Annotated in this window: 19 protein-coding genes; 7 read left to right on the top strand and 12 right to left on the bottom strand. The window is 60.4% G+C overall.

The genetic code is table 11. The features are described 5' to 3' along the window. Position 1: 1 nt before the first annotated feature. Complete coding sequence (locus ACR0J5_RS19310; RefSeq protein WP_480656303.1) at positions 2 to 1,162, bottom strand: acyl-CoA dehydrogenase family protein; 1,161 nt, start codon at positions 1,160 to 1,162, stop codon at positions 2 to 4. A gap of 157 nt (positions 1,163 to 1,319) precedes the next feature. On the opposite strand from ACR0J5_RS19310, the gene ACR0J5_RS19305 reads away from it, so the two are divergent. The 3 genes from ACR0J5_RS19305 to ACR0J5_RS19295 all read left to right on the top strand — a co-directional run bounded on the left by ACR0J5_RS19305 (position 1,320) and on the right by ACR0J5_RS19295 (position 4,915). After that, positions 1,320 to 2,183: a GlxA family transcriptional regulator gene (locus tag ACR0J5_RS19305; protein ID WP_480656301.1), complete on the top strand. Its 864-nt coding sequence runs from the start codon at positions 1,320 to 1,322 to the stop codon at positions 2,181 to 2,183. A 178-nt stretch (positions 2,184 to 2,361) separates the two neighbouring features. Then, the gene (locus ACR0J5_RS19300) at positions 2,362 to 3,753 is read left to right on the top strand and encodes a bifunctional enoyl-CoA hydratase/phosphate acetyltransferase (RefSeq protein ID WP_480656299.1); all 1,392 of its coding nucleotides are present in this window, start codon (positions 2,362 to 2,364) and stop codon (positions 3,751 to 3,753) included. Next, complete coding sequence (locus ACR0J5_RS19295; protein ID WP_480656297.1) at positions 3,746 to 4,915, top strand: acetate/propionate family kinase; 1,170 nt, start codon at positions 3,746 to 3,748, stop codon at positions 4,913 to 4,915. Before ACR0J5_RS19300 ends, ACR0J5_RS19295 begins: the two co-directional genes overlap by 8 nt. 6 nt (positions 4,916 to 4,921) lie before the next feature. Here the strand turns inward: ACR0J5_RS19295 and ACR0J5_RS19290 are convergent, their stop codons facing one another. From ACR0J5_RS19290 to ACR0J5_RS19270, 5 genes are all read right to left on the bottom strand, one after another. Beyond that, positions 4,922 to 5,395, bottom strand: coding sequence for a hypothetical protein (locus ACR0J5_RS19290; RefSeq protein WP_480656295.1), 474 nt, complete (start codon positions 5,393 to 5,395; stop codon positions 4,922 to 4,924). Between the two features lie 9 nt (positions 5,396 to 5,404). Then, complete coding sequence (locus ACR0J5_RS19285) at positions 5,405 to 5,662, bottom strand: hypothetical protein (protein WP_480656294.1); 258 nt, start codon at positions 5,660 to 5,662, stop codon at positions 5,405 to 5,407. Positions 5,663 to 5,727: 65 nt separating this feature from the next. Then, a complete protein-coding gene (locus tag ACR0J5_RS19280; protein ID WP_480656292.1) occupies positions 5,728 to 6,399 on the bottom strand; it encodes a D-lyxose/D-mannose family sugar isomerase in 672 nt (223 codons plus the stop codon). Between the two features lie 16 nt (positions 6,400 to 6,415). Then, the gene (locus tag ACR0J5_RS19275) at positions 6,416 to 7,342 is read right to left on the bottom strand and encodes a carbohydrate kinase family protein (protein WP_480656290.1); all 927 of its coding nucleotides are present in this window, start codon (positions 7,340 to 7,342) and stop codon (positions 6,416 to 6,418) included. 40 nt (positions 7,343 to 7,382) lie between these two features. Then, a complete protein-coding gene (locus ACR0J5_RS19270; protein WP_480656288.1) occupies positions 7,383 to 9,305 on the bottom strand; it encodes a family 1 glycosylhydrolase in 1,923 nt (640 codons plus the stop codon). 419 nt (positions 9,306 to 9,724) lie between these two features. On the opposite strand from ACR0J5_RS19270, the gene ACR0J5_RS19265 reads away from it, so the two are divergent. The 4 genes from ACR0J5_RS19265 to ACR0J5_RS19250 all read left to right on the top strand — a co-directional run bounded on the left by ACR0J5_RS19265 (position 9,725) and on the right by ACR0J5_RS19250 (position 14,268). After that, positions 9,725 to 10,849 (top strand): extracellular solute-binding protein, encoded by a 1,125-nt coding sequence (locus ACR0J5_RS19265; protein WP_480656286.1) that lies wholly within the window; start codon positions 9,725 to 9,727, stop codon positions 10,847 to 10,849. 117 nt (positions 10,850 to 10,966) lie between these two features. Then, entirely contained in the window at positions 10,967 to 12,079 is a 1,113-nt protein-coding gene (locus ACR0J5_RS19260) for an ABC transporter ATP-binding protein (RefSeq protein WP_480656284.1), read from the top strand. A 12-nt stretch (positions 12,080 to 12,091) separates the two neighbouring features. Beyond that, positions 12,092 to 13,012, top strand: a complete 921-nt coding sequence (locus ACR0J5_RS19255) for an ABC transporter permease (protein ID WP_480656282.1) — start codon at positions 12,092 to 12,094, stop codon at positions 13,010 to 13,012. Continuing rightward, entirely contained in the window at positions 13,009 to 14,268 is a 1,260-nt protein-coding gene (locus tag ACR0J5_RS19250; RefSeq protein WP_480656280.1) for an ABC transporter permease, read from the top strand. Before ACR0J5_RS19255 ends, ACR0J5_RS19250 begins: the two co-directional genes overlap by 4 nt. A 40-nt stretch (positions 14,269 to 14,308) precedes the next feature. Here the strand turns inward: ACR0J5_RS19250 and ACR0J5_RS19245 are convergent, their stop codons facing one another. Genes ACR0J5_RS19245 through ACR0J5_RS19220 form a run of 6 tightly spaced genes read right to left on the bottom strand, consistent with a single transcriptional unit; the run spans position 14,309 to position 21,043 of the window. Then, positions 14,309 to 16,216 (bottom strand): beta-galactosidase, encoded by a 1,908-nt coding sequence (locus ACR0J5_RS19245; RefSeq protein ID WP_480656278.1) that lies wholly within the window; start codon positions 16,214 to 16,216, stop codon positions 14,309 to 14,311. Beyond that, the gene (locus ACR0J5_RS19240; protein WP_480656276.1) at positions 16,213 to 17,073 is read right to left on the bottom strand and encodes an SMP-30/gluconolactonase/LRE family protein; all 861 of its coding nucleotides are present in this window, start codon (positions 17,071 to 17,073) and stop codon (positions 16,213 to 16,215) included. Before ACR0J5_RS19240 ends, ACR0J5_RS19245 begins: the two co-directional genes overlap by 4 nt. After that, positions 17,070 to 17,675 (bottom strand): 2-dehydro-3-deoxy-6-phosphogalactonate aldolase, encoded by a 606-nt coding sequence (locus ACR0J5_RS19235; protein ID WP_480656274.1) that lies wholly within the window; start codon positions 17,673 to 17,675, stop codon positions 17,070 to 17,072. Before ACR0J5_RS19235 ends, ACR0J5_RS19240 begins: the two co-directional genes overlap by 4 nt. Further along, positions 17,672 to 18,565 carry a 2-dehydro-3-deoxygalactonokinase gene (locus tag ACR0J5_RS19230; RefSeq protein ID WP_480656272.1) on the bottom strand — a complete coding sequence of 298 codons (894 nt, stop codon included), beginning with the start codon at positions 18,563 to 18,565 and terminating at the stop codon, positions 17,672 to 17,674. The genes ACR0J5_RS19235 and ACR0J5_RS19230 overlap by 4 nt, the downstream gene beginning before the upstream one ends. 4 nt (positions 18,566 to 18,569) lie before the next feature. Further along, entirely contained in the window at positions 18,570 to 19,334 is a 765-nt protein-coding gene (locus ACR0J5_RS19225; protein WP_480656270.1) for an SDR family NAD(P)-dependent oxidoreductase, read from the bottom strand. Further along, positions 19,334 to 21,043 carry an IlvD/Edd family dehydratase gene (locus ACR0J5_RS19220; protein ID WP_480656268.1) on the bottom strand — a complete coding sequence of 570 codons (1,710 nt, stop codon included), beginning with the start codon at positions 21,041 to 21,043 and terminating at the stop codon, positions 19,334 to 19,336. The genes ACR0J5_RS19225 and ACR0J5_RS19220 overlap by 1 nt, the downstream gene beginning before the upstream one ends. Positions 21,044 to 21,051: the final 8 nt, after the last annotated feature.

The raw sequence follows: 21,051 nt of genomic DNA, 5'->3' as shown, positions 1-21,051 counted from the left end.
GTCAGGCGCCCAGCGGACGCAGAAGGTCACGGCTGATGATATGGCGCTGAATTTCGCTGGTGCCGTCCCAGATACGTTCGACCCGCGCATCACGCCAGAACCGTTCAATGGGGAAGTCATCCATCAGACCCATACCACCATAGATCTGCAGCGTGGCATCGGTGACCCGCGCCAGCATTTCCGACGCATAAAGCTTGGCCGAGGCAATCTCGCGGTTTGAGGGCAGGTTTTCATCCAGACGCCATGCGGCGGACAGGGTCAGCCAGTCGGCGGCGTCAATCTCGGTGATCATGTCAGCGATCTGAAAGCCAACGCCCTGAAACTTGCCAATCGGCTGGCCGAACTGCTTGCGTTCGGCCGCATAGCTCAGCGCATAGTCGAAACACCTGCGCGCGCGACCGACGGAAAACGCAGCCACGGTCAGACGGGTGGCGTAAAGCCATTCGTTCATGACGGCAAAGCCGCCATCCACCTCGCCCAGAACCTGCGCGTCGGGCAGGCGGCAATTGTCGAAGTAGAGGATGTAGTTCTTGTAGCCCTTGTGACTGACCGAATTATAGCCTTCGCGCACCTCGAAGCCCGGCGTTCCGCGATCAACCAGAAAGGTGGTGATGCGTTTCTTGGGGCCTTTGGGGGTTTCGTCCACGCCGGTGGCGATGAAGACGATAAAGAAATCCGCGTGCTCGGCGCCCGAGATGAAATGCTTGGAGCCGTTCACGACCCAATCGCCACCATCCCGCACGGCCTGACATTTCATACCGCGCACATCCGATCCGGCATCGGGTTCCGTCATCGCCAGCGCATCCATCTTTTCGCCGCGCACGGCGGGCAGCAGGTAGCGTTCACGCTGTTCGTCGTTGCAGGCCATCAGGATGTTCTGCGGGCGGCCAAAGAAATGCGTCAGGGCCATTGACCCGCGACCCAGTTCACGCTCGACCAGCGTGAAATCCACGTGGCTCAGACCCGCGCCGCCAACCTCTTCGGGGAAGTTGCAGGCATAAAAGCCCAGATCGATACACTTCTGTTTGATCTCTTCGCCCAGCTCGCGCGGGACCTGCCCGGTGCGCTCAACCTCGGCCTCATGCGGGTAGATTTCATTTTCGACAAAGCTGCGGACCGTGGAGACGATCATTTCCTGTTCTTCTGACAGACCAAACTGCATCGCGCGTCTTCCTTGAATAGGTGATTGACGCAGGAAACGGCATTGCGCAGTCTCATGGCATGCAGAATTCGACAAAAAACATGCAAGGTTGGAAAATTTGAGTCAGGCTTACACGATTTTGCTGTTTGACGGATTTTCGAACCATTGCCTTGCAAACATGGTCGAGCCGCTGCGCGCCGCCAATACTCTGTCACTGCAAAAGCTCTATTCCTGGCGGTTCTGCTCGATCGACGGGGCCAGAGTGCTCAGTTCCAGCGGTTTGGCCGTTACCCCGGATGGGGCCTTGGGTGATCAGACAGGGGATGTTTTGGTTGTCATGCCGTCTTACGGGTTTCTAAAGCTGGATACGCGCGGGGTGGTCCGGGCGGTCTTGTCCGCGGCGGGGCGGCACCGGCAACTGGCGGGGCTGGACACCGGCAGCTGGCTGTTGGCGCGCGCGGGTTTGCTGGACGATCATCGCGCCACCATTCATTGGGATGAACTGTCGCGTTTCGAAGAGGCTTTCCCCGCCGTGAATGCCGAGCAGGAACGATATGTCATCGATGGGGACCGGCTGACCTGTTCCGGCGCGATGGCGGCCTTTGATCTGGCCTCGGCCCTTATTCGCAGGGATCAGGGGCCGTTATTGTCCATGGAAGTCGCGCATTTGCTGATGAGCCGCACCGGGGCGGATCACTACCGACTGCCGCTGAAATCCGAGGACAGCCTTGTCAACAAGGCGCTGGCGGTGATGCAGGCCAATCTGGAAACGCCTTTGCCCATTACGCAGCTTGCGCGGCGCATCGGGACCTCGCAAAAACGGCTGGAAAGCCGGGTGCAGGCGGAATTGGCGACGACGCCACAGGCCCTTTATCGGCGCTTGCGTCTGAATCTGGCGCGAAGGCTGGCCGAAGACACGGACCTGTCCATCGCCGAGATTGCCAGCCGCAGCGGGTATGAGAGCGCCAGCGCAATGACCCGGGCATTCCGGTCCGAGTTCGGGCGCACCCCCAGCGCCTATCGCAAGGGCCCCTCGGTTTAGCGTGTCATCGCATGGGTGTTACGTTTTATCGCTAAGGCCGGTCGAAACCCCGCCAGAGCTTGTGGAGATGGCGCAGGCGCTGTACGTGACATTTGATCTGACGGCGAAAGTATCCCGGCTTCGGTGTCGTGATCGCAGGGGTAAAGACAGCTGCGGTGAACAAAGGCAGGCTTTGACGATGATTAACGAAAACCGCACCTATGAGCAGATCAAGGTTGGCGATGAGGCGCAGGTTACCCGCTTGTGCACGGTGGACGACCTTTATGCTTTTGCCTCGGCCTCGGGCGATCACAACCCGCTGCATCTGGCAGGCTATGACGGGGATGGCGATGGCGTCCCCGAGGCGGTGGCGCCCGCCCTGTGGCCCGCAAGCCTGATCGCGGCTGTTCTGGGAAACATCCTGCCGGGGGCCGGTACGCAGGCACGCAGGTCGGACTTGGTCTTTCACCTGCCTGTCATTGCCGGGGATGAAGTCACAGCTCTGGTGAGCGTGAAGGAAAAGCGCGAAGACGGTGATCTGATCTGTTCAGCCGAGGTGCGCCGGGTGGGCGACAACGCCCTGATCCTGAATGGCGAGGTTCAGGTGACTCCGCCCAGCAAGCATCTGAAATTCGACACGGTCGAAGTCCCGGGATTGGTGGTGCAGCGTCATCGCCATTTCGACGCGTTGATTGCCCGGGTCGAACCGCTGGACCCGATGCCCACCGCAGTGGTGGCCCCGGAAGAGCCGAACTCGTTAGGCGGTGCGTTACTGGCCAGGAAAAAAGGGATCATCACGCCAATCCTCTTGGGTAATCTGGCCAAGATCGAAGCGGCGGCTGCCGAATTGGGTGCAGACCTTACGGGGATTGAGATCATCCAGGCGAACAACCATCACACTGCGGCCCATCGCGCCGTTGATCTTGTGGTGTCGGGCAAGGCCCACACCCTTATGAAAGGGTATCTGCATACCGACGAACTGCTGCATGCAGTTCTGCGCCGGGACAAGGGGCTGCGGACAGGGCGGCGTCTGTCGCATGTCTTTGTGATGGATGTGCCGGGCATGTCGCGCCCCATCATGGTAACAGATGCGGCGGTCAATATCGCACCCGATCTTGAGACCAAGGCCGACATCGTACAGAACGCCATTCATCTGGCGCAGTCTATCGGTATCGAAACGCCCAAGGTCGGGGTGTTATCGGCGGTCGAAACGATCAATCCACATATGCCCTCATCCGTTGATGCGGCCTTGCTGTCGAAAATGGCGGAACGGGGCCAGATCACAGGCGGTCTGGTAGATGGTCCGCTGGCGATGGACAACGCTGTGGATCTGAAGGCCGCGCGCACCAAGGGCATCCATTCGCAGGTTGCGGGGGTCGCGGATATTCTGGTGGCTCCGAATATCGAAGCGGGGAACATGGTGGCCAAACAGCTGACCTATATCTCGCATGCTGAGGCGGCGGGGATTGTTGTTGGCGCGACGGTGCCGATCATTCTAACCTCGCGGGCGGATGATGATGCGTCGCGGCTGGCCTCTTGCGCAGTGGCGGCGCTGCACGCTTTGGCACTTAAGGGAAAAGTGAATGTCTGATCATATTCTGGCGCTGAATGCCGGCTCGTCCTCGTTGAAATTCGCACTGTACGAATTGGAGGATGGCAACACTCCTGTGCTGCGCTGGAACGGCCAGATCGAAAACCTGCAGGATGTGCCCCGGCTGGAGGCCCGGTTTGAAGACGGCAGAAAGATCAAGCGCGAGCTGACCCAGGTTCAGGGTCACGACGCGGCCATTCAGGCGTTTCTGGGGATGATGGATGAATACATGCCCGGTATGCGCATCCGGGCGATTGGCCATCGGGTTGTCCATGGTGGGACTGAATATTCCGAGCCGGTGCGGATCGACGACAGGGTGACTGAAGTCCTGAGCGGACTTATCCCCTTTGCGCCCCTGCACCAGCCTTACAGTCTGGCCGGTATACAGGCGGCCAGTGCGGCCTTTCCCGAAACGGTGCAAGTGGCCTGCTTTGACACGGCGTTTCATCGAACCCACCCATGGGTGAATGACACCTTTGCCCTGCCGCAAAGCTATTACGACAGAGGTGTGCGCCGCTATGGCTTTCATGGGCTCAGCTATGACTACATCACACAGACGCTAAAAGAGACTGCGCCTGACCTCTATGCGGGTCGGGTGGTGATTGCCCATCTGGGCAACGGCGCATCCATGTGTGCGGTCTCGGGCGGGCGTGCTGTTGCGTCGACCATGGGTTTCTCGGCGCTGGACGGGTTGCCGATGGGAACACGCAGCGGGCAATTGGACCCGGGTGTCATGCTGTACATGTTGCAGCAGGAGGGGCTGTCGGCCGACGAAATCGCCGATCTGTTGTATCGCAAGTCCGGTTTGCTGGGCCTGTCGGGTCTCAGCTCGGACATGCGCGATCTGCTTGAGGCCGACACGCCCGACACACGGGGCGCGATTGACTATTACGTGTCGCGCATCCGGGCCGAACTGGGCGCATTGGCTGCCGCAATGCAGGGGATCGACGCTTTGGTCTTTACCGGAGGTGTGGGCGAGAACGCGACCCAGATCCGGCAACAGGTCTGCGACGGTCTGGGCTGGATCGGGATTGAGATGGATGCCGATCGAAATGCCAACCGCGACACTGTGCTGTCCAAGGATACCAGCCGCGTGCGGGTTCTGACGATCCCCACGAATGAGGAAATGGTGATCGCCCGCGCCGCCGCGCAGATGATCTGAGGGCCACTATTCCTCGGGCTTGGATTTCCGCCGCCGCGCGTATCGGACCAAAACCCCAAGCACGGTACTGATGATATCGGGCGACAGGGCCGCCAGCGGGTCGCGCCGCAGGCCCGCCATGGTGCCCCTTGCGTCGGACAGAGTGTCTTTGACCTCAGATTCAATGTCCTGCAGCGCCATATCCCGCAGCTCGACCGCGGCGGTTGTGTCAGCCTGGGCGTCTTGGGTGTTGGCCAGCATCACAAGCAACAGCGCCAGCACCAGATTGGCCCCGGCCAAAATCAGCGCGGCAGCCGGTTTCGACAGTGTGGCCGATAGCCAAAAGAACCCGGCAATGTTCAGCATGACGACGGCCAGTCCAACCGCCAGCCCGGCTGCTGCATAAAACCCCGTGCGCCGCGCGGCCACGGCCACATGGCGCTGTGCGATCAGCCGTTCAGCGCGCAGAATGATCGAGATGTTTCGTGAAATACGGCTCATGGTCAGCTCCTACCGGGACCGGCCCAGCAGATAGCCAAGCGTGAAAATGCCCAGAGCAAACAGAATGGGCCGGTTATGCGGCAGGTCTTCAAGCTCGGTCAGGGCCTCTTCCAATTGACCCGACCAGTTGTCGATATTTTCGGCAATCTTGTCAGCCACCGTGTCATGGTGCGGTGCCGCTGTCGCTTTTTCAGCGGCGCTTGTTTGCTCGGCCAATTGACGGCGCAGATCGGCGACCTGGGCTTCAAGTTCGGCTTTTGTGACCATGGGCGCGGTCCTTTTCCGGTTTCCACACCCATATTACAGCGATTTTCCCCTTCTGGAAAAGGGGCTTATCCATAATAGTCCGCAACCAGCAGGAAATCGGGATCGGCGTCTTCCTCGATCGAGGCAAAGCGGGGGATCGGGTCCTCGAACACGTTGTCGGTGCGGTCGTCATTGACGGTCGAAACCTCACCAATCAGACAATCGGCCTTTTCTGCCCAGAACGCGTGCCAGACCCCGGGCATCAGCGTGACGCTTTCGCCCGGTTTCAGGCGCAACATCTCACCGGGTGTGATCGTGACCGCGCAGCCGTCACTTGGCACGACAATCGGCGTGTCGCGATCTATACCGCCCTGCGGGTCCGAGGCGTAGATCTCCATCACCAGATCTCCGCCGCCCCGATTGATAATATCCTCGGCCTTGATGATATGGCGGTGCATCGGCGACAGTTGATTGACGCGAGAGATCAGCAGCTTTTCCGCATAGAGCATCCCCCGACCACTGCTCAGATCGGCAACATCGCCATTGCGCAGGGTGAACAGGAACAGGCCCAGTTCATCGAACCGGCCTTGTCCGTAGTCGGTGATGTCCCAGCCCAGACCCCGGTCCCGGATACCTGCGGCTTTGTCGCTGCGCATCTCGTCCGGGGTCCAGTTGGCAAAGGGCGGAAGAACTGCGCCGAACGAGCGGATAAAGGCCTCGGCCTCGGTTTTGATGGCGTTGATGTCAGAGCGTTTCATGGTGGTCCCTTGTGGATCAGAGCTCGTGCGCCCAGGGGGGATTGGCCCCTGCACGCGATACGGTAACGGCGGCCACTTCGGCCCCTTTGGCCAGAGCTGCGCGCAATTGGTCTGCGCTGAGGGTGCGCAACGCGGTTTTGGTCAGGTGACCGCCGCTTTCCAGCTCGGCCAGAACGCCTGCGTTGAACGTGTCGCCGGCGCCGACAGTGTCGACAACCTGAACCGGGCGCACCGGGACCGAGGTTTCGGACCCATCGGCCAGATACCCGGAGGCACCATCGCCGCCACGGGTCACAATGACAACGGCAGGCCCGGCCTGCAGCAACAGCGGAACCTTGTCGGCAAGGCGTTCGGGGCCGGGGATGATCCAGTTCAGATCCTCGTCCGAAACCTTGAGGATGTCGCTCTGTGCGATCATCTGGTTCAGGCGTGTGCGATACCGGGTTTGGTCCTTGATGAAATCGGGGCGGATGTTCGGATCAATCATCACCGCCCGATCCGCCCCGTGCCGGTCCAAAAGCGCGGCATAGGCGTCGGCGCAGGGCTCACAGGCCAGGCTGATTCCGCCAAAATACAGGGCCGAGACCGCGTTCAGCTGATCCGGCATATCTGCGGGCGTCAGCATGCGTCCGGCCGAGTTCTCATCGTTGAACGTGTAAGTTGCATGCCCGTCCTTCAACTGCACAAACGCCAACGTTGTAGGGCGGTCCGAGCGGATCAGGTGGCTGCCATCCACGTGGCTGGCCTGCAAGGCATCGGCCAGCTGCGCGCCAAACATATCCGTCGATATGCCCGTCAACAGACCGGCAGGCGCGCCCAGACGCCCCAATGCGATGGCAGTGTTGAAAATGGCGCCGCCCGAATGCGGCACAAAGCCGTCGCCCCCTGAAACGGTTGGGGCGGGGATCATGTCGATCAGGGCTTCGCCACAGCACAGGATCATAAGGGGGTCCTTTCTTTTGCGCGGAATTCACAGGGGCGGTTTAACGTTCAATGGCAGCCTTACAGAAGTTGTTAGCGCCAACAATGCCAAATTCGTCCTGTTCCGAAACATAAAGGTTGAAGGATTGCCGTAAATCGCTGAACCGCCCGCCCGCGTTAAACGCCGCACGGAAACTGTCACCAAACAGCCAGCGGTTCTTTTCGGCGACGCCCCCCACCAGGAAAACCCCGCCTGCGGGCATCAGAACGACCGCCAGATCACCCATGACAGCACCCAGATGGGTGGTAAAGAGTTCGGCGGTTTTGATGGCGATTGGATCGGTGCCGGCGCGGGCATCCTCAAGAATGTCGCGGGCGCTGCGTTGTGTGGTTTCGCTTTGGCCCGAGGCCAGTTGAGCGGCCCGATACAGGATGGGCAGGCCGGTGCCGCTGAGGAACATTTCGGCCTCCAGCACCAATGTGTCGTCAAAAAAGCACTCGGGCGCAAACTGGCGGGCGGCGCGAAAGATGTCCACCTCATCCGCATGGCGCGGAGACAGGCCGATATGGCCCCCTTCACCCGAAGCGGTGTGATAGCGACCCTCGGAATACAGCAGCGCCCCGACCCCAAGGCCGGTTCCGGGCCCAACCACAAGCCGGGTTCCGGTGGGCGGGGTGGGCGCGCCCTGCAGCACCTCGACATCGTCGCCGGTGATCTCGGCAACGGACCAGGCCGCTGCGGTAAAGTCGTTGATTACAAACGTATGCTGCGCGCCCGTGGCGCCGCCGATGTCATCCTCGGCCAGATCGAGATTGGCGTTGGTCAGCCGGATTACACCACCCCTTACGGGTCCTGCCCCGGCGGCGACGACAGCGCGGGGATCGGTGCCGATTTCATCGCGCAGACTGTGAAACGCGTTGAGCAAGTCGGGTAGCGTGCCGGTGGGGTATTTGCGCAGATCCGTCAGCTTGCCGTGTGTGACGACGCCCAAACGGGTATTGGTGCCGCCGATATCCGCCACCAGGTTCCAGTGATCCCGCAGTGACCCTGCACCTTGCGCAAGGGGCACCGCGACATTGGACCCCGCAAGTAGGGGCTTCAGGGCGGACAAATCCCGATCCTTGTGCCACGGCATGATAAGCACCTGGACAGATGCCCCCAGTGTCACAGCACCATGAACCGCCGCAAGTGTATCGGTGAAATCGGCGTCTCTGTGCCCTTCATTGATCAGAACAAGGGGCTGATCCAGCGGGGTTGGGGGCAGGGCGCTCAGCGCGTTTGGGGCGTCAAAGCTGAGGCCCAGCCAATCCGTCTTGGTACCAATGCTGGCAAAGTCATCCTGCCAGCCCGTTGGCAAATGCGGCTCGAACCGGGTCAGCGTGTTTTTTGAATACGCTTTGTCCAACACGCCCTCCGAAAATGCTGAAAGGACGATGTCATTGGAAACCGACAGGCTTGCCATGGCACCCAGATTCGTCAGCCCCAACCCGCGCATAGCCCCAAGCGCGTGGCTTTGGGCCAGCAACATGTGATGCACGGACCGCGCCGCAGTGCGGGGGTCGCTGGCAAAACTGACCGCGCGCAACGTCTGGCGCGGGTTGAACGGCGCAACACTGTACACCCGATCGCCAAGGTGCCCCATCGCTGTCTCGGTGTATTCGGTGAACCAATGGCAGATGTCGCGGTTCCGCCACCCGCCCTGATCCAGCAGCGTCGGAGGCAGAGTTCCATCGTACAACACCACGCTTGGGCGTAGCCCCCGTTCAAGCAGCGCATCAATCAACCGATCATAGTGGGCCAGAGCATCGGGGGTTGTCTGCCCTTGGTCGGCCGGTGAAACTTGCGCCCAATTCAGGGCAATGTGCACACAATCAAATCCAGTATCGCGCAGTGTGTCGAATGTCTGAGGGGCGGTTTCCACCTGATCGGGACCGGTCACACCAAACAGGAAGTCTGCGGGGAAATCGGAACGGGAATATTGCATGGTCAGAACCTGTTTGAACGGGTGTGCTGCACCTATCAGGATGGCAGCGATTTTGCCAGTTTTATCCGGGGTTTTCGGTGTCTTACCGGGTTCGGGCAGTGTTTGATCAGGTGCGTAGCAGGAAAAATGATAGCGCTATCATATACTAAGCGTCCCGGGTGAGACAGGTCGTCGCAACACTGGTTGCAACGCTTGGATCAGCGCACAGCGCGGATTTGGTTTGAGATTCAGAATTCCCGTCTTATGGTATCGGGATGCAAAGTGGACCGGGACTTGAATCCGGTTCTGTTTCAAACGATTGCAAACTGGACGCGCCGAAACCGGTAACTGTCACTTTTGGACTGACAGCGGTATCGCAAAGCTCTAACCTGCATTCACACAACAAAAAACGACCAAGACCAACAACGGGAGATACGACAATGGCTGAACGGAAAACGCTTTCCAGACGCACGGTGCTAAAGGGCGCAGGCGCGGCAGCGCTGGCTGCACCGCTCTACAGCAAAAGCGCACTGGCATCCTCGGGTGAGATCAACATTCTGATGTGGTCGGACTATCTGCCGCCCACTTTCCTACAGGAGTTCGAAACCCTGACCGGGATCAAGGTGAACTATACCGGCATCGGGTCGAACGAAGAAATCATCAACAAGATGAAGGCCACCAAGGGTCAGGGCTTTGACATCGTGTCGCCCACCAACAACCGGTCCCTGCAGTGGGAGCCGCTTGAGCTGCTGCAGCCTTTTGACATGAACAAAGTGCCGATTGATCTGGTGAACCCGGCGATGGCGGCGATTGGCACGGATGCCTGGAACTTTGCCGACAGCGGCGTGCACTGGCTGCCGCATATCTGGGGCACCGAAGGCATTGCCTATCGCACCGACCTGTGGCTGCCCGAGGGCGACGCGCCATCCTATGGCGACGTCTGGTCCGAAGAGAACGCGGGTAAAACAATGGGCCGTGCGCATTCGATGATGCTGGGTGCGGGTCTGTATATGGAAGCCGCGGGCGAGATGGAGCCAGGCTCGGTCTGGGCCGCTTACGGCGACGAAGACACCATGCGCAAGGTTTGGGGGCAGATCACCGATTGGTGCATTGACCGCAAAAACCGGATCAAGCTGATCTGGAACGACGCGGATACCCAGAAAAACGGTCTGCTGAACGAAGGTGTGGTTGTTGGACAGACCTGGGACGGCCCGCCACTGGCGCTGAAATCGGCAGGTGAGCCGGTGCATTATCAGGCCCCGGTCGAAGGTGCGATGGCGTGGGTCGACGGTATTGCGATGCCAACCGGTGCCACCAATGTCGATCAGATTTATGCCTTCATCGACTTTGCCTATCAGGCGAAACCGGCCGGTGTTGCGATTGACAGCCACGGCTATAACTCGCCGGTTCTGGGGGCTGACCAGTATTCGGGCGACACCTACAAAAAGAACTTTGCCGAAGCCTATCCGGGCGACTCGCTGGCCAACCTCAACCCGTGGCCGGCCGAGGCCCCGTGGTATGCGGAAACACGGACCGAGTTCGTCAACAAGTTCAAAAGCGCCTGATTGCTTTGAAAAACAACCCTCTGCCACGTGGCAGGGGGTTATCCACCCGCGCGCCATTTTGGCGTGACGGACGTTATTTTGGTGCGGCCACCACCCGCACCTGACGGAGATACCAAAATGAGTGCAGGGGTCGGTGTAGATCTTGAGAATCTGTGGATTCGCTTTGGCGATTTCGTTGCCGTTCGCGACGCCAACGTGAATATCAACGGGGGCGATTTCTTTTCCTTCCTTGGCCCCTCGGGCTGTGGAAAGACCACGATCCTGCGGGCCGTGTCCGGGTTTCTTGACCCCAGCGAGGGCAAGGTCCTGATCGGCGGCAAGGATATGCGTGGGATTGGTCCGAACAAGCGTCCCACGGCACTGATCTTTCAGAACCTGGCACTCTTCCCGCTGATGAAAGTGTGGGAAAACATTACCTTTTCGATGGAGATCAAAGGCGCCAGCGCCAAGGAACGTCGCAAGCGCGCGGATGAGTTGCTGGACATGATCGCGCTGCCGGGGCAGGGGGACAAACTGCCCAGTGAGCTGTCGGGCGGCCAGCGTCAGCGTGTGGCCATTGCTCGTGCTCTGTGTGCGGAACCCGATGTGCTGTTGCTGGATGAACCGCTCTCGGCGCTGGACCTGAAGCTGCGCCAGCATATGCGGACGGAACTGCGCGAGATTCAGCAGCGGGTCGGAATCACCTTCATCTATATCACCCACGATCAGGGTGAGGCCCTGACCATGTCGGACAATATCGCCGTCATGCGCGCGGGTGTGATCGACCAGATCGCCGATGGAAAAACCATCTATAACGACCCGAACACGGCCTTTGCGGCCTCATTCGTCGGTGAAAACAACGTGTTCCGCGGCAAGATCAAGCAGGTCATGGGGACTGAGGCCGTGATCTCGACCAACCGCACCGGCGATCTGATGGCGCGGATTTCAACCGCCAATCAGGGCAAAATGCGCGAAGGGGACGAAGCGATGATGTTCATCCGACCCGAGGCTTTTGCCATCGCGTCTAATGATGCGCCGGGTGATCACTGCGTCACGGCCCGCGTCAAGCATGAAGAGTTCGAAGGCAACGCTTTCAACATCTTCACGGAAGGCGAAGGCGGGAAAGAGATCAAGGTCTCCCTGCCAAATGTGGGTCAATCATTTGAGGATCACACAGGCCAGACCATCCGGCTGGAATACGAGACCCGCAACGCGGTTCTGGTGCCAGCCGGTGAGCTGGCGGCGGAATAGGGGGCCTAGCAGATGCCTCGTTTCCTGAAAGAATTTTTCAACCGCAACGGCACCGGCATGGGGCTGACGATTCTGGGTCTGGTGATTTTCTGGACGATCGGACTGATCATCCTGCCGCAGCTGTCGATGCTGGATTTCTCATTCCGTCCCAACCTGCCCCCGCCTGAAATCGGTGGGCCAAAGGACGTCTATACGCTCGAGAATTACAAATACCTGATCTATGGGCCCGAAGGTGGCAGTCAGGATTATAACTCGGTCGATCTGCGCGTGTTCTTCCGCACGCTTGTTGCAGCGGTCTGTGTGACGATCTTCAACCTAATCCTGTGTTATCCCATCGCCTACTACCTGGGACAGTCCAAGGGCAGCCATATCCGCATCTTTGCGATCATGCTGATCATTCCCTACTGGATCAACGAAATCCTGCGGGCCTTTGCCTTGCGGATTATCTTTGGTGAGACCGGAGTGCTGAATTCGCTGTTTGTGGGCCTGGGCATCTGGGACGTGCCGTTTGACTTTATCCGCAATGACATCGCGCTTTATGCGGGGCTTGGCTATGCCTACATCCTGCTGATGATCTTCCCGATCTACAACGTGATCGAAAGTCTGGATCACAATCAGATTGAGGCCGCGCGCGATCTGGGTGCCCCCTGGTGGCGCATCCACTGGCGGGTGGTCATCCCCTATGCCAAACCGGGGATCAGCTCGGGCTGTACGATGGTTTTCATGCTGTCGGCCGGTGCGTTGGCCGCGCCGCAGATTCTGGGCGGGCCGTCCAGCCTGTGGTTCACGCAGCTGATCTATCAGCAGTTCAACGACAATAACGACTGGCCGCAGGGGGCCGCCTACGCCATCGTGCTGCTGGTGACCTGTATCCTGTTCGTGCTGGCCGTGATGCGCCTGTTCAAGGTGAATATGGGGGATATCGGGAAATGAACCTGTCTTTCCTCCGCATCAGTATCTGGGTCTATCTGGCGATCTTCTTCCTGTATCTGCTGGGTCCGCTGGTGATCATGTCGGTGACGGCGTTCAATTCCTCGGAATTTCCGCGGATGACGCCTTGGGAATGCCTGACCTTCCAGTGGTTCGGAGAGTTGTTTCAGGACCAGCGCATCCTGAACGGCATCAAGAACTCTCTGATCATCGGGGCGGGTACGGTGGTTCTGTCGGTGGCGATGGGCCTTGCCGGGGCGCTGATGCTGACGCAGATCTGGCCCAAACTGCGCGCGACCTACTACACCATCATCATTGCGCCGATCCTGATCCCCGGTGTGGTGCTGGGTATTTCGACGCTGGTGTTCTGGGACCGTATCAGCCGGATGCTGGGGCTGGGCGCGGACAGCGTACTGTCGAACGGGATTTTCCTGACGGTGATCGGCCAATCCACCTTTATTGCCAGCTATTGCATGCTGGTGCTGGTAGCGCGGTTGCAACGCTATGACATTGCCCTGACCGAGGCCGCGCTGGACCTTGGCGCGACCCACGCGCAGGCGTTTCGTAAAATCCTGCTGCCCTTCATGCGACCCGCGATTGCATCCGCTGCGGTGCTGGCGTTTCTGGCCTCGTTTGAGAACTACAACACCACCACCTTCACCTTTGGTGAATATCCGACGCTGACGATCGAGCTGGCGCAAAAGGTACGGTATGGCATCACGCCCTCGATCTCGGCATTGGCCTTTATTATCGTGGCGCTGACCGTGTTCTTTGCCCTGTTGAACGAGGCCAAGCTGAAACGGCAGGAACTGGTCGCAGCGGCCCGCAAACAGGCCACGGTTGAGGAACTGGCAGGCAAGATCAAGCTGCCCAGCTTTTTTGCCGGGAACATGGCCGCTGTTCTGGTGGTCGTCTTTGCTGTGGCTACGATCACCGTCGTGGGCACCGCAACCGCCTATAACCCCGGCCAATGCATCGCCGATGTGCGCGCCCAAAAGCAACTGGAGGCCGAACAGCGCATTCAGGAGCTGCGCAAGCAGCGCGAGGAACGCCGCAAACAGCGCGAGGCGGAACAGGCCGAGCAAGAGGGTGCCCAATCCGCGCCAAAGCCGTCCAACAACAGCGGGTTTGGCAATGTCTTTGCACCGAACACGCTGGGCGGCGAGGATGAAGAAGAGGAATCCGAGGCCGAAGACCCACCCGTCAGCAATGGCGGGTTCGGCGGGGCGTTTGACCCAAATAGCCTGCAAAGCGATTGATCGCCCACAAGGTGGGTGAGTGAACCGCGCGCCCGAAGAGTTACAGCTTTTCGGGCGCGTCTTTGTTCAGGATGGCTACGTCGCAGCCTGCAACCTCAACGCCGTTCCAGTGCACAGGAACGGCGTTGTAGTTGATCAGGAACACATGCCGGGCCGTCTCACGCCGTCTCAGGCCAGCGGGCAAGGGATGCAGGGTCAGGCCCACCTCTGTGGCTGCCAGTTGGACCACCCGATCCCACAGCGCCTCATCGGGGAAGCCGGACAGGTACCACAGACTGTTTTCCCCTTTCAGCGCTGGTATGCCGTCTGAATAGGTCAGCAAATCCGGCGCGCTACCGGACAGACGGTCGATCCAATGCTGCGCCGCGCCGCCGCCAACCACGTCGCGCTGCACGTTGGGGGGCAGGGTCTCGACCAGATCCACATTGCAATCCAGCCCGGGCAGACCCGGCCGTCCGGCTTCGGGGATTTGGAAATCATGCGTGATCGCCCCACTGCGCGGTCCCAGTATTGTCAGATCAGCCCGCTGTTCAAACGTCTCATCCAAGGTGGCCAGACCCGGTGCGAGGATCAGTTTGTAACCCGAGGCATTGGCGTCCGCGCCCGAGATAATGTCGACAGACAACCCGGCCCGCCGCAAAGCGCGATAGGCGGCAAAGACCAGCCGGAAATAGTTGAAACCGGCCCCTTGCGGCTGGGTTGTCCATGCCCAGTCTGAGGCGTAGTCGAACAAAATCGCAACCTCGGCCTGCGTTTGCGCCACATCCCCAATCTGTGCCAGATCATCGGCGGTCTGACGCGCCTCGGCCTGTGCCGGGGCGGGGGCGTCTTGAGGGGTCAACAGCCCTGCGTGCATCTGCTCTTGCGCGAAGGGGGCCTGACGCCAGCGGAAATAGCTGACCACTTCGGCCCCATGGGCCACAGCCTCAAGCGACCACAGACGGACCATGCCGGGCAGGGGCGCGGGATTGTAAGGTGCCCAGTTCACGGGGCCGGGCTGTTGCTCCATCACCCACCAGCGGCCACGTCCGACCGCGCGGTAGAGGTCATGGTGAAACGCCTGCATGTCGGGATCGCCCTGCTGCAAATAGGCGGTTTTATGCGCCTCATCCACCTCAAGCCGGTCTGACAGAAAGCCGATGGGATAGCTGTCCCATGTGGCAATATCCAGATCCGCCCCCACCTTGAAATGGTCGAATTCCAGAACCCGACCCATGTAGTTGTGCAGCAGGGGTGCGTCGGTCAGCGGGCGCAGCACATCCACCTGCGCCTTGTTGAACACCGCCACCTGGTCCGAGCTGAACCGGCGGAAGGCCAGTACATGCGCGGGGTTGGGTTCCGTCACGGTCAGGTTGGGCAGGTCGATCTGATCGAAGCTGTTATATTCCATCGACCAGAACACATTGCCCCATGCCGCATTCAGCGCGTCAATCGTGCCGTATTGATCGGCCAGCCATGTGCGGAACGCATGCAACGCAACCGCGCTGTAACTGATCGTGGTGTCATGGCAGCCATATTCATTGTCGATCTGCCACGCAGCGACATGCGGGTTGCGCCCATAGCGGTCCCCCATGATGCGGGCAATACGCGCGCATTCCTCGATATAGCCCTGATGGCTGAAACAGTAGTGCCTGCGCGATCCGAACTTTCGCGGGTTGCTCTGTTCATCCACGGCCAGCATGTCGGGGTGCTTGTCCAGCATCCAGCGTGGCGGCGTTGCCGTGGGTGTCCCCATCACCACCTTGAGGCCAGCCGCCCCCAGCACCTCGACCGCGCGGTCGAGCCAGTCGAATTGCAGATCGCCGGGGGTGGGCTCGAGCCTGCTCCATGCGAATTCGCCGATCCGCACCCAGCTGAGGCCGGTTTCGACCATACGCGCGGCATCGCTGGCCCATGTCTCCTCCGGCCAGTGTTCGGGATAATAGCAAACGCCAAGTTCGGGGGTCATAGCAGGACTCTGTGTTCGGCCTGCCCTTTGCCTGCGCCGGGGGCGGCAAGGACCATGCCATTGGTGGGGTGTGTGGACAGCGTGTCTGCGTCCAGCCCTTCGCGGGCGGTGGTGCAGAACAGGGTCGTCAGGTCAGCACCGCCAAAGGCGGGGCACGAGGTGTGCGCGGCGTCAAACGGGATCGCGTTCAGAAACGCGCCATCGGGGGCGTAGCAGGCCACGCGATAGGCCCCCCATTGGGCAATCCAGATATTGCCGTCCGCATCGACCACAGCCCCGTCGGGGTTCAACCCTTCGTCTCGCAGGTCCAGAAAAACCTCCGCTTTACCCGCAGACCAGCCGGTTTCAGGGTTCAGACGCCAGCGCATGACCTGTTTCGTAGCCGTATCTGCGAAGTAGGCGCAGGATCGATCCGGAGCAAAACAGATGGCGTTCGAGATCGTGACATTCGGAACCAACTGCCGCAGCTTACCCTGCCAATAGCGATAGATCGCCCCTGCACCGCGCTCGGCGCTTTTGCCCATCGTTCCAATCCAGAACCCGCCCCAGGGATCGGCGCGGCCGTCATTGGATCGGGTGATCGGGTTATCTGCCTCAAGCGGGGTGATCAGGTCTTTCTGACCGCTTGTCAGGTTGAATTTCCACAGTCCCGTCTCAGACGCCATCAGCAGCGTATCCATGTCGGCCCAGCCCGCAGCTGAGACATGTTCGTCAAACTGCCAGCTTTGGGCCTTGCCGTTCTCACGGGTCATCAACCGTTTGCCGCGGATGTCGAACCAGAAAAGCTGTTGTCGTTCGGGATGCCACAGGGGGCCTTCGCCCAGCTCGCAGGGGCGGTCGTCAAAGACGGTGCTCATCCGGCGGCCTCATCATAGGCCGAGACGATCTTTGCCGCGCGGTCGGCGACGTCACCGACCGTCATGCCGGGCTTGAACAGAGCCGAGCCAATGCCGAACCCATCCGCGCTGGCCTTGATCCACTGATCGAAATTCTCGGGCCCTGCACCGCCCACGGCATAGACCTGCGTGCCCTTGGGCAGCACCGCGCGCATGGCCGACAGCCCTGCGGTGCCAGCCAGCGCGCCGGGAAACAGCTTGAGCCCCGTCGCGCCGGCCTGAAGGGCGGCAAAGGCTTCGGTTGGGGTGAAGATGCCGGGCCAGCTCTCCAAACCCAGCTTGTGTGTGTGGGAAATCACCTGCGTGTCGCAGTTTGGCGACACGATCAGTTTGCCGCCCACTTGCGCCACTGCATCCACCTGATCGGTCGTCAGAACAGTGCCCGCACCAATCAGGGCGTGGCTGCCAAAGGCGTCAACCATAGCTCCGATCGACTCAAGCGGATCGGGCGAGTTCAAAGGGACCTCGATCTTGTCGATCCCCGCGTCAATCAGGGCGCGTCCGACGGGAAGGGCTTCGGACGGGGTCAGGCCCCGCAGGATGGCAATGATAGGGCGGCTCATGCGGTTTGCCTCGTCAGGTTGCGGGCCTGCAAGAGGCCAGCCAATGTGCATTGGGTGCTGTTGGCGGTTTCGACAAATGCGCCCTGTTGTTGCAAGGCTTTGGCGTAGATGGTGGTCAGCCCTTCGGCCCCGATCAGGGCCAGTTGTTGACCTAGCCAATAAGGGCGCGTGGCGGCCAACTCGGCACCGATCAAATAGCCCGACAATTGCGCGCGCGCTTTGCCACCATCCTGACCTTGCAATAGATCTGCCGCGCGCAGGCCAAACAGCCGCGCCGCCAGTTGTTCAGGTTTGGACAGGGCATCGGCGGCTGCCTCGGCAAAGGCCGCATCGTCCCAACCCTGACCCACCGAATGCCTCAGAACGGATTGCGCGGACAATAGGTCGAACATCTCGCCGGTCAAAAAGGTGCGAAAGCTGACGACCTCTCCGGCGCTGACCTGCACCCATTTGGTATGAGTCCCCGGCAGGCACAGAACGCCGTCCCAGTTTGGACGGGTGGCCAGAAAGCCCGCGATCTGCGTTTCTTCGCCCCGCATCACGTCAGGCTGCGTGTTCTGTTTCAATCCGGGCACCACAAAGGCGCGAATGCGCGGATCGGTTCCGGGCACGCGAAACGGCGCAACCGGGGTGGGTGCGCAAGGCACGGCCGAATAGGGCGCCTCGACCCAGCCCTGCCGGGCACCGACCATGCCACAGGCGATGACGTCAACCGGCGCATCGCCAAGCCAACCCTCGATCAGTTCGAACAAGGCGGGTTGGAACCCGTCCCTGTCCACACGGCCCATGCCTTTGTGCGACTGTGCCTGATCCAATGCGGTGCTGCCCTGCATGGCCCAGACCCGCAGATGAGAGGTTCCCCAATCGACAGCAATCCATTCGGTATTCATGGTTCTACCCCGTTACGACAACGCCGCCGTCGACGGCCATACATTGCCCGGTCATGGCCCGGCTGGCCGCAGAGGCCAAGAACAGGGTCGGTGCAATCATGTCTTGGGGCGTCAGATGTTCTTTCAGGCACTGGCGGTCCATATGCGCCGCCAGATCTTCGGGCGTGGCCCACATATCCAGCTGCTTTTGCGTCAGAACCCAGCCGGGGGCCAGCGCGTTGACGCGGATGTTCTGCGGACCCAGCTCGCGCGCCAGCGACCGGGTCATACCGGTGATCCCGGCATTCGACGTCGTGTAGATCGGATAGCCCGCATTGCCCATCATGTAGCTGATCGAGCTGAAGTTGATGATCGCGCCCCCGTTTGTCATCTGCCGCGCGGCCTCTTGACAGGCAAAGTAATAGGCTTTGAGGTTCACCTCGATCATCCAGTCCCAGAACTCAGGCGTGGTTTCCTCAAGCGAGTGGCGCTTGTCGTTGGCGGCGTTGTTGACCAGCACGTTCAAAGGCCCATGCGCCTCGGCTGCTTTTTGCATCGTGGCGTGCAGCAATTCGGTATCGGTCATGTCGCCTTGCATGAACAAGGGCGCGCGTCCGTGTTTGTCGCGCATCTCTTCGACAAACCCGCTGGCGTCAGACCGGCCGATGAACGCCACATTGGCCCCCTGGGCCAGAAAGCCATCCGTCAGCGCGGCGCCAACGCCCGAGCCACCGCCGGTGATATAGACCGAGGCCCCGTTGAGATCGTGGAAGGTGGCAGGTTGGTCCATCAGTGGCTCTCTCTGGTGACAAGGCGGGTGTCTTTGCCCACAAGGAAATCAAGGTCCGCGCCCTGATCGGCTTGCAGCACGTGATCGATGTAAAGTCGGGCGTAACCGCGCGTGTAATGCGGATCGTCCGGTTGCCATGCGGCGCGGCGGGCGTCCAGTTCTTTGTCGTCCACCAGCAGTTCCAGTTCGCCCTTGCTGGCGGAAACACGGATGCGGTCGCCGGTTTTGACCAGCGCCAGCGTGCCGCCCGCCTGTGCCTCGGGGCTGACATGCAGGATGACGGTGCCGAAGGCAGTGCCCGACATGCGCGCGTCCGAGATGCGGATCATGTCGCGCACGCCTTCTTTGACCAGCTTGGCCGGGATCGGCATATTGCCGACCTCGGGCATGCCCGGATAGCCCTTGGGGCCGCAGCCTTTTAGCACCAGAATGGTTTCGGGCGTGACCGGCAGGTCGTCGCGGTCGATATTGGCCTTCAGGTCTTCGATGCTTTCGAACACAAAGGCTTCGGCCTCGGTTTCCAGCAATTCATCTGTCGCTGCCGAGGGTTTCACGATGGCTCCGTTCGGCGCAAGATTGCCGCGCAGAACGCGCAGACCCGCCGCAGCTTTCACCGGATCGTTGAAGGGGCGGATGACATCGCTGTTGTAACACTCGGCACCCTCATAATGGGCCGAAATGTCCTTGTTCAGAACGGTTGTCGCAGGCCGCAGGAAAGGTTTCAGTTCATTCAGCACGACCGGAACACCACCGGCATAACAGAAATCCTCCATCAGGTATTTGCCTGATGGCATGCAGTTCACCAACAGCGGAATTTCCGATCCGATTTCAAAGTCTTTCAGCGTCAGGTCGACGCCGACCCGACCCGCCAGCGCCAGCAGGTGAACCACTGCGTTGGTCGATCCGCCCACGGCGGCATTGGTCAGGATCGCGTTTTCGAACGCCTCTTTGGTCAGGATGTCCGAGGGTTTGAGGTCTTCGTCCACCATCTCGACAATCCGCTTGCCGGTCAGATGCGCCAGCGCCATGCGGCGGGCGTCAACGGCGGGCAGGGCGGCGTTGGTGGGCAGGGACATGCCCATCGCCTCAACCAGCGATGCCATGGTCGAGGCCGTGCCCATCGTCATGCACACGCCCTTGCTGCGCGACATGCCGGATTCCGCGTTCATGAAATCCTGCAGGGTCATTTCTCCGGCGCGGACCTCTTCCGAGAATTTCCATACATCCGTGCCCGAGCCGATATCCTTGCCTTTGAACTTGCCGTTCAGCATCGGGCCGGAACTGACCACGATTGACGGCAGATCGACCGAGGCCGCGCCCATCAGTTGCCCCGGTGTGGTCTTGTCGCACCCGCCCAGAAGGACAACACCGTCAATGCCATAGGCGCGGATCGACTCCTCGACATCCATGGCCAGCAGGTTGCGGAACAGCATGGCGGTCGGCTTCATCTGGGTCTCGCCCAGCGACATGACTGGGAATTCGACGGGGAAGCCCCCCGCCTCCCACACGCCGCGTTTGACGCCCTCGGCCAGATCGCGCAGGCCCGAGTTGCAGGGTGTCAGTTCCGACCACGTGTTGCAGATGCCGATAATCGGACGCCCGTCAAAGGCATGATCGGGAAAGCCCTGGTTTTTCATCCACGAGCGGTGGATGAATCCGTCCTTGTCCAACTTTCCGTACCAATGTTCTGAACGGCGTTTTTTGGTCATTGGCTAGG

The organism is Ruegeria sp. BE1 (assembly GCF_056538885.1).
The sequence above is the reverse complement of the archived record's forward strand: the minus strand, read 5'-3'. Positions and strand labels throughout refer to the sequence as shown.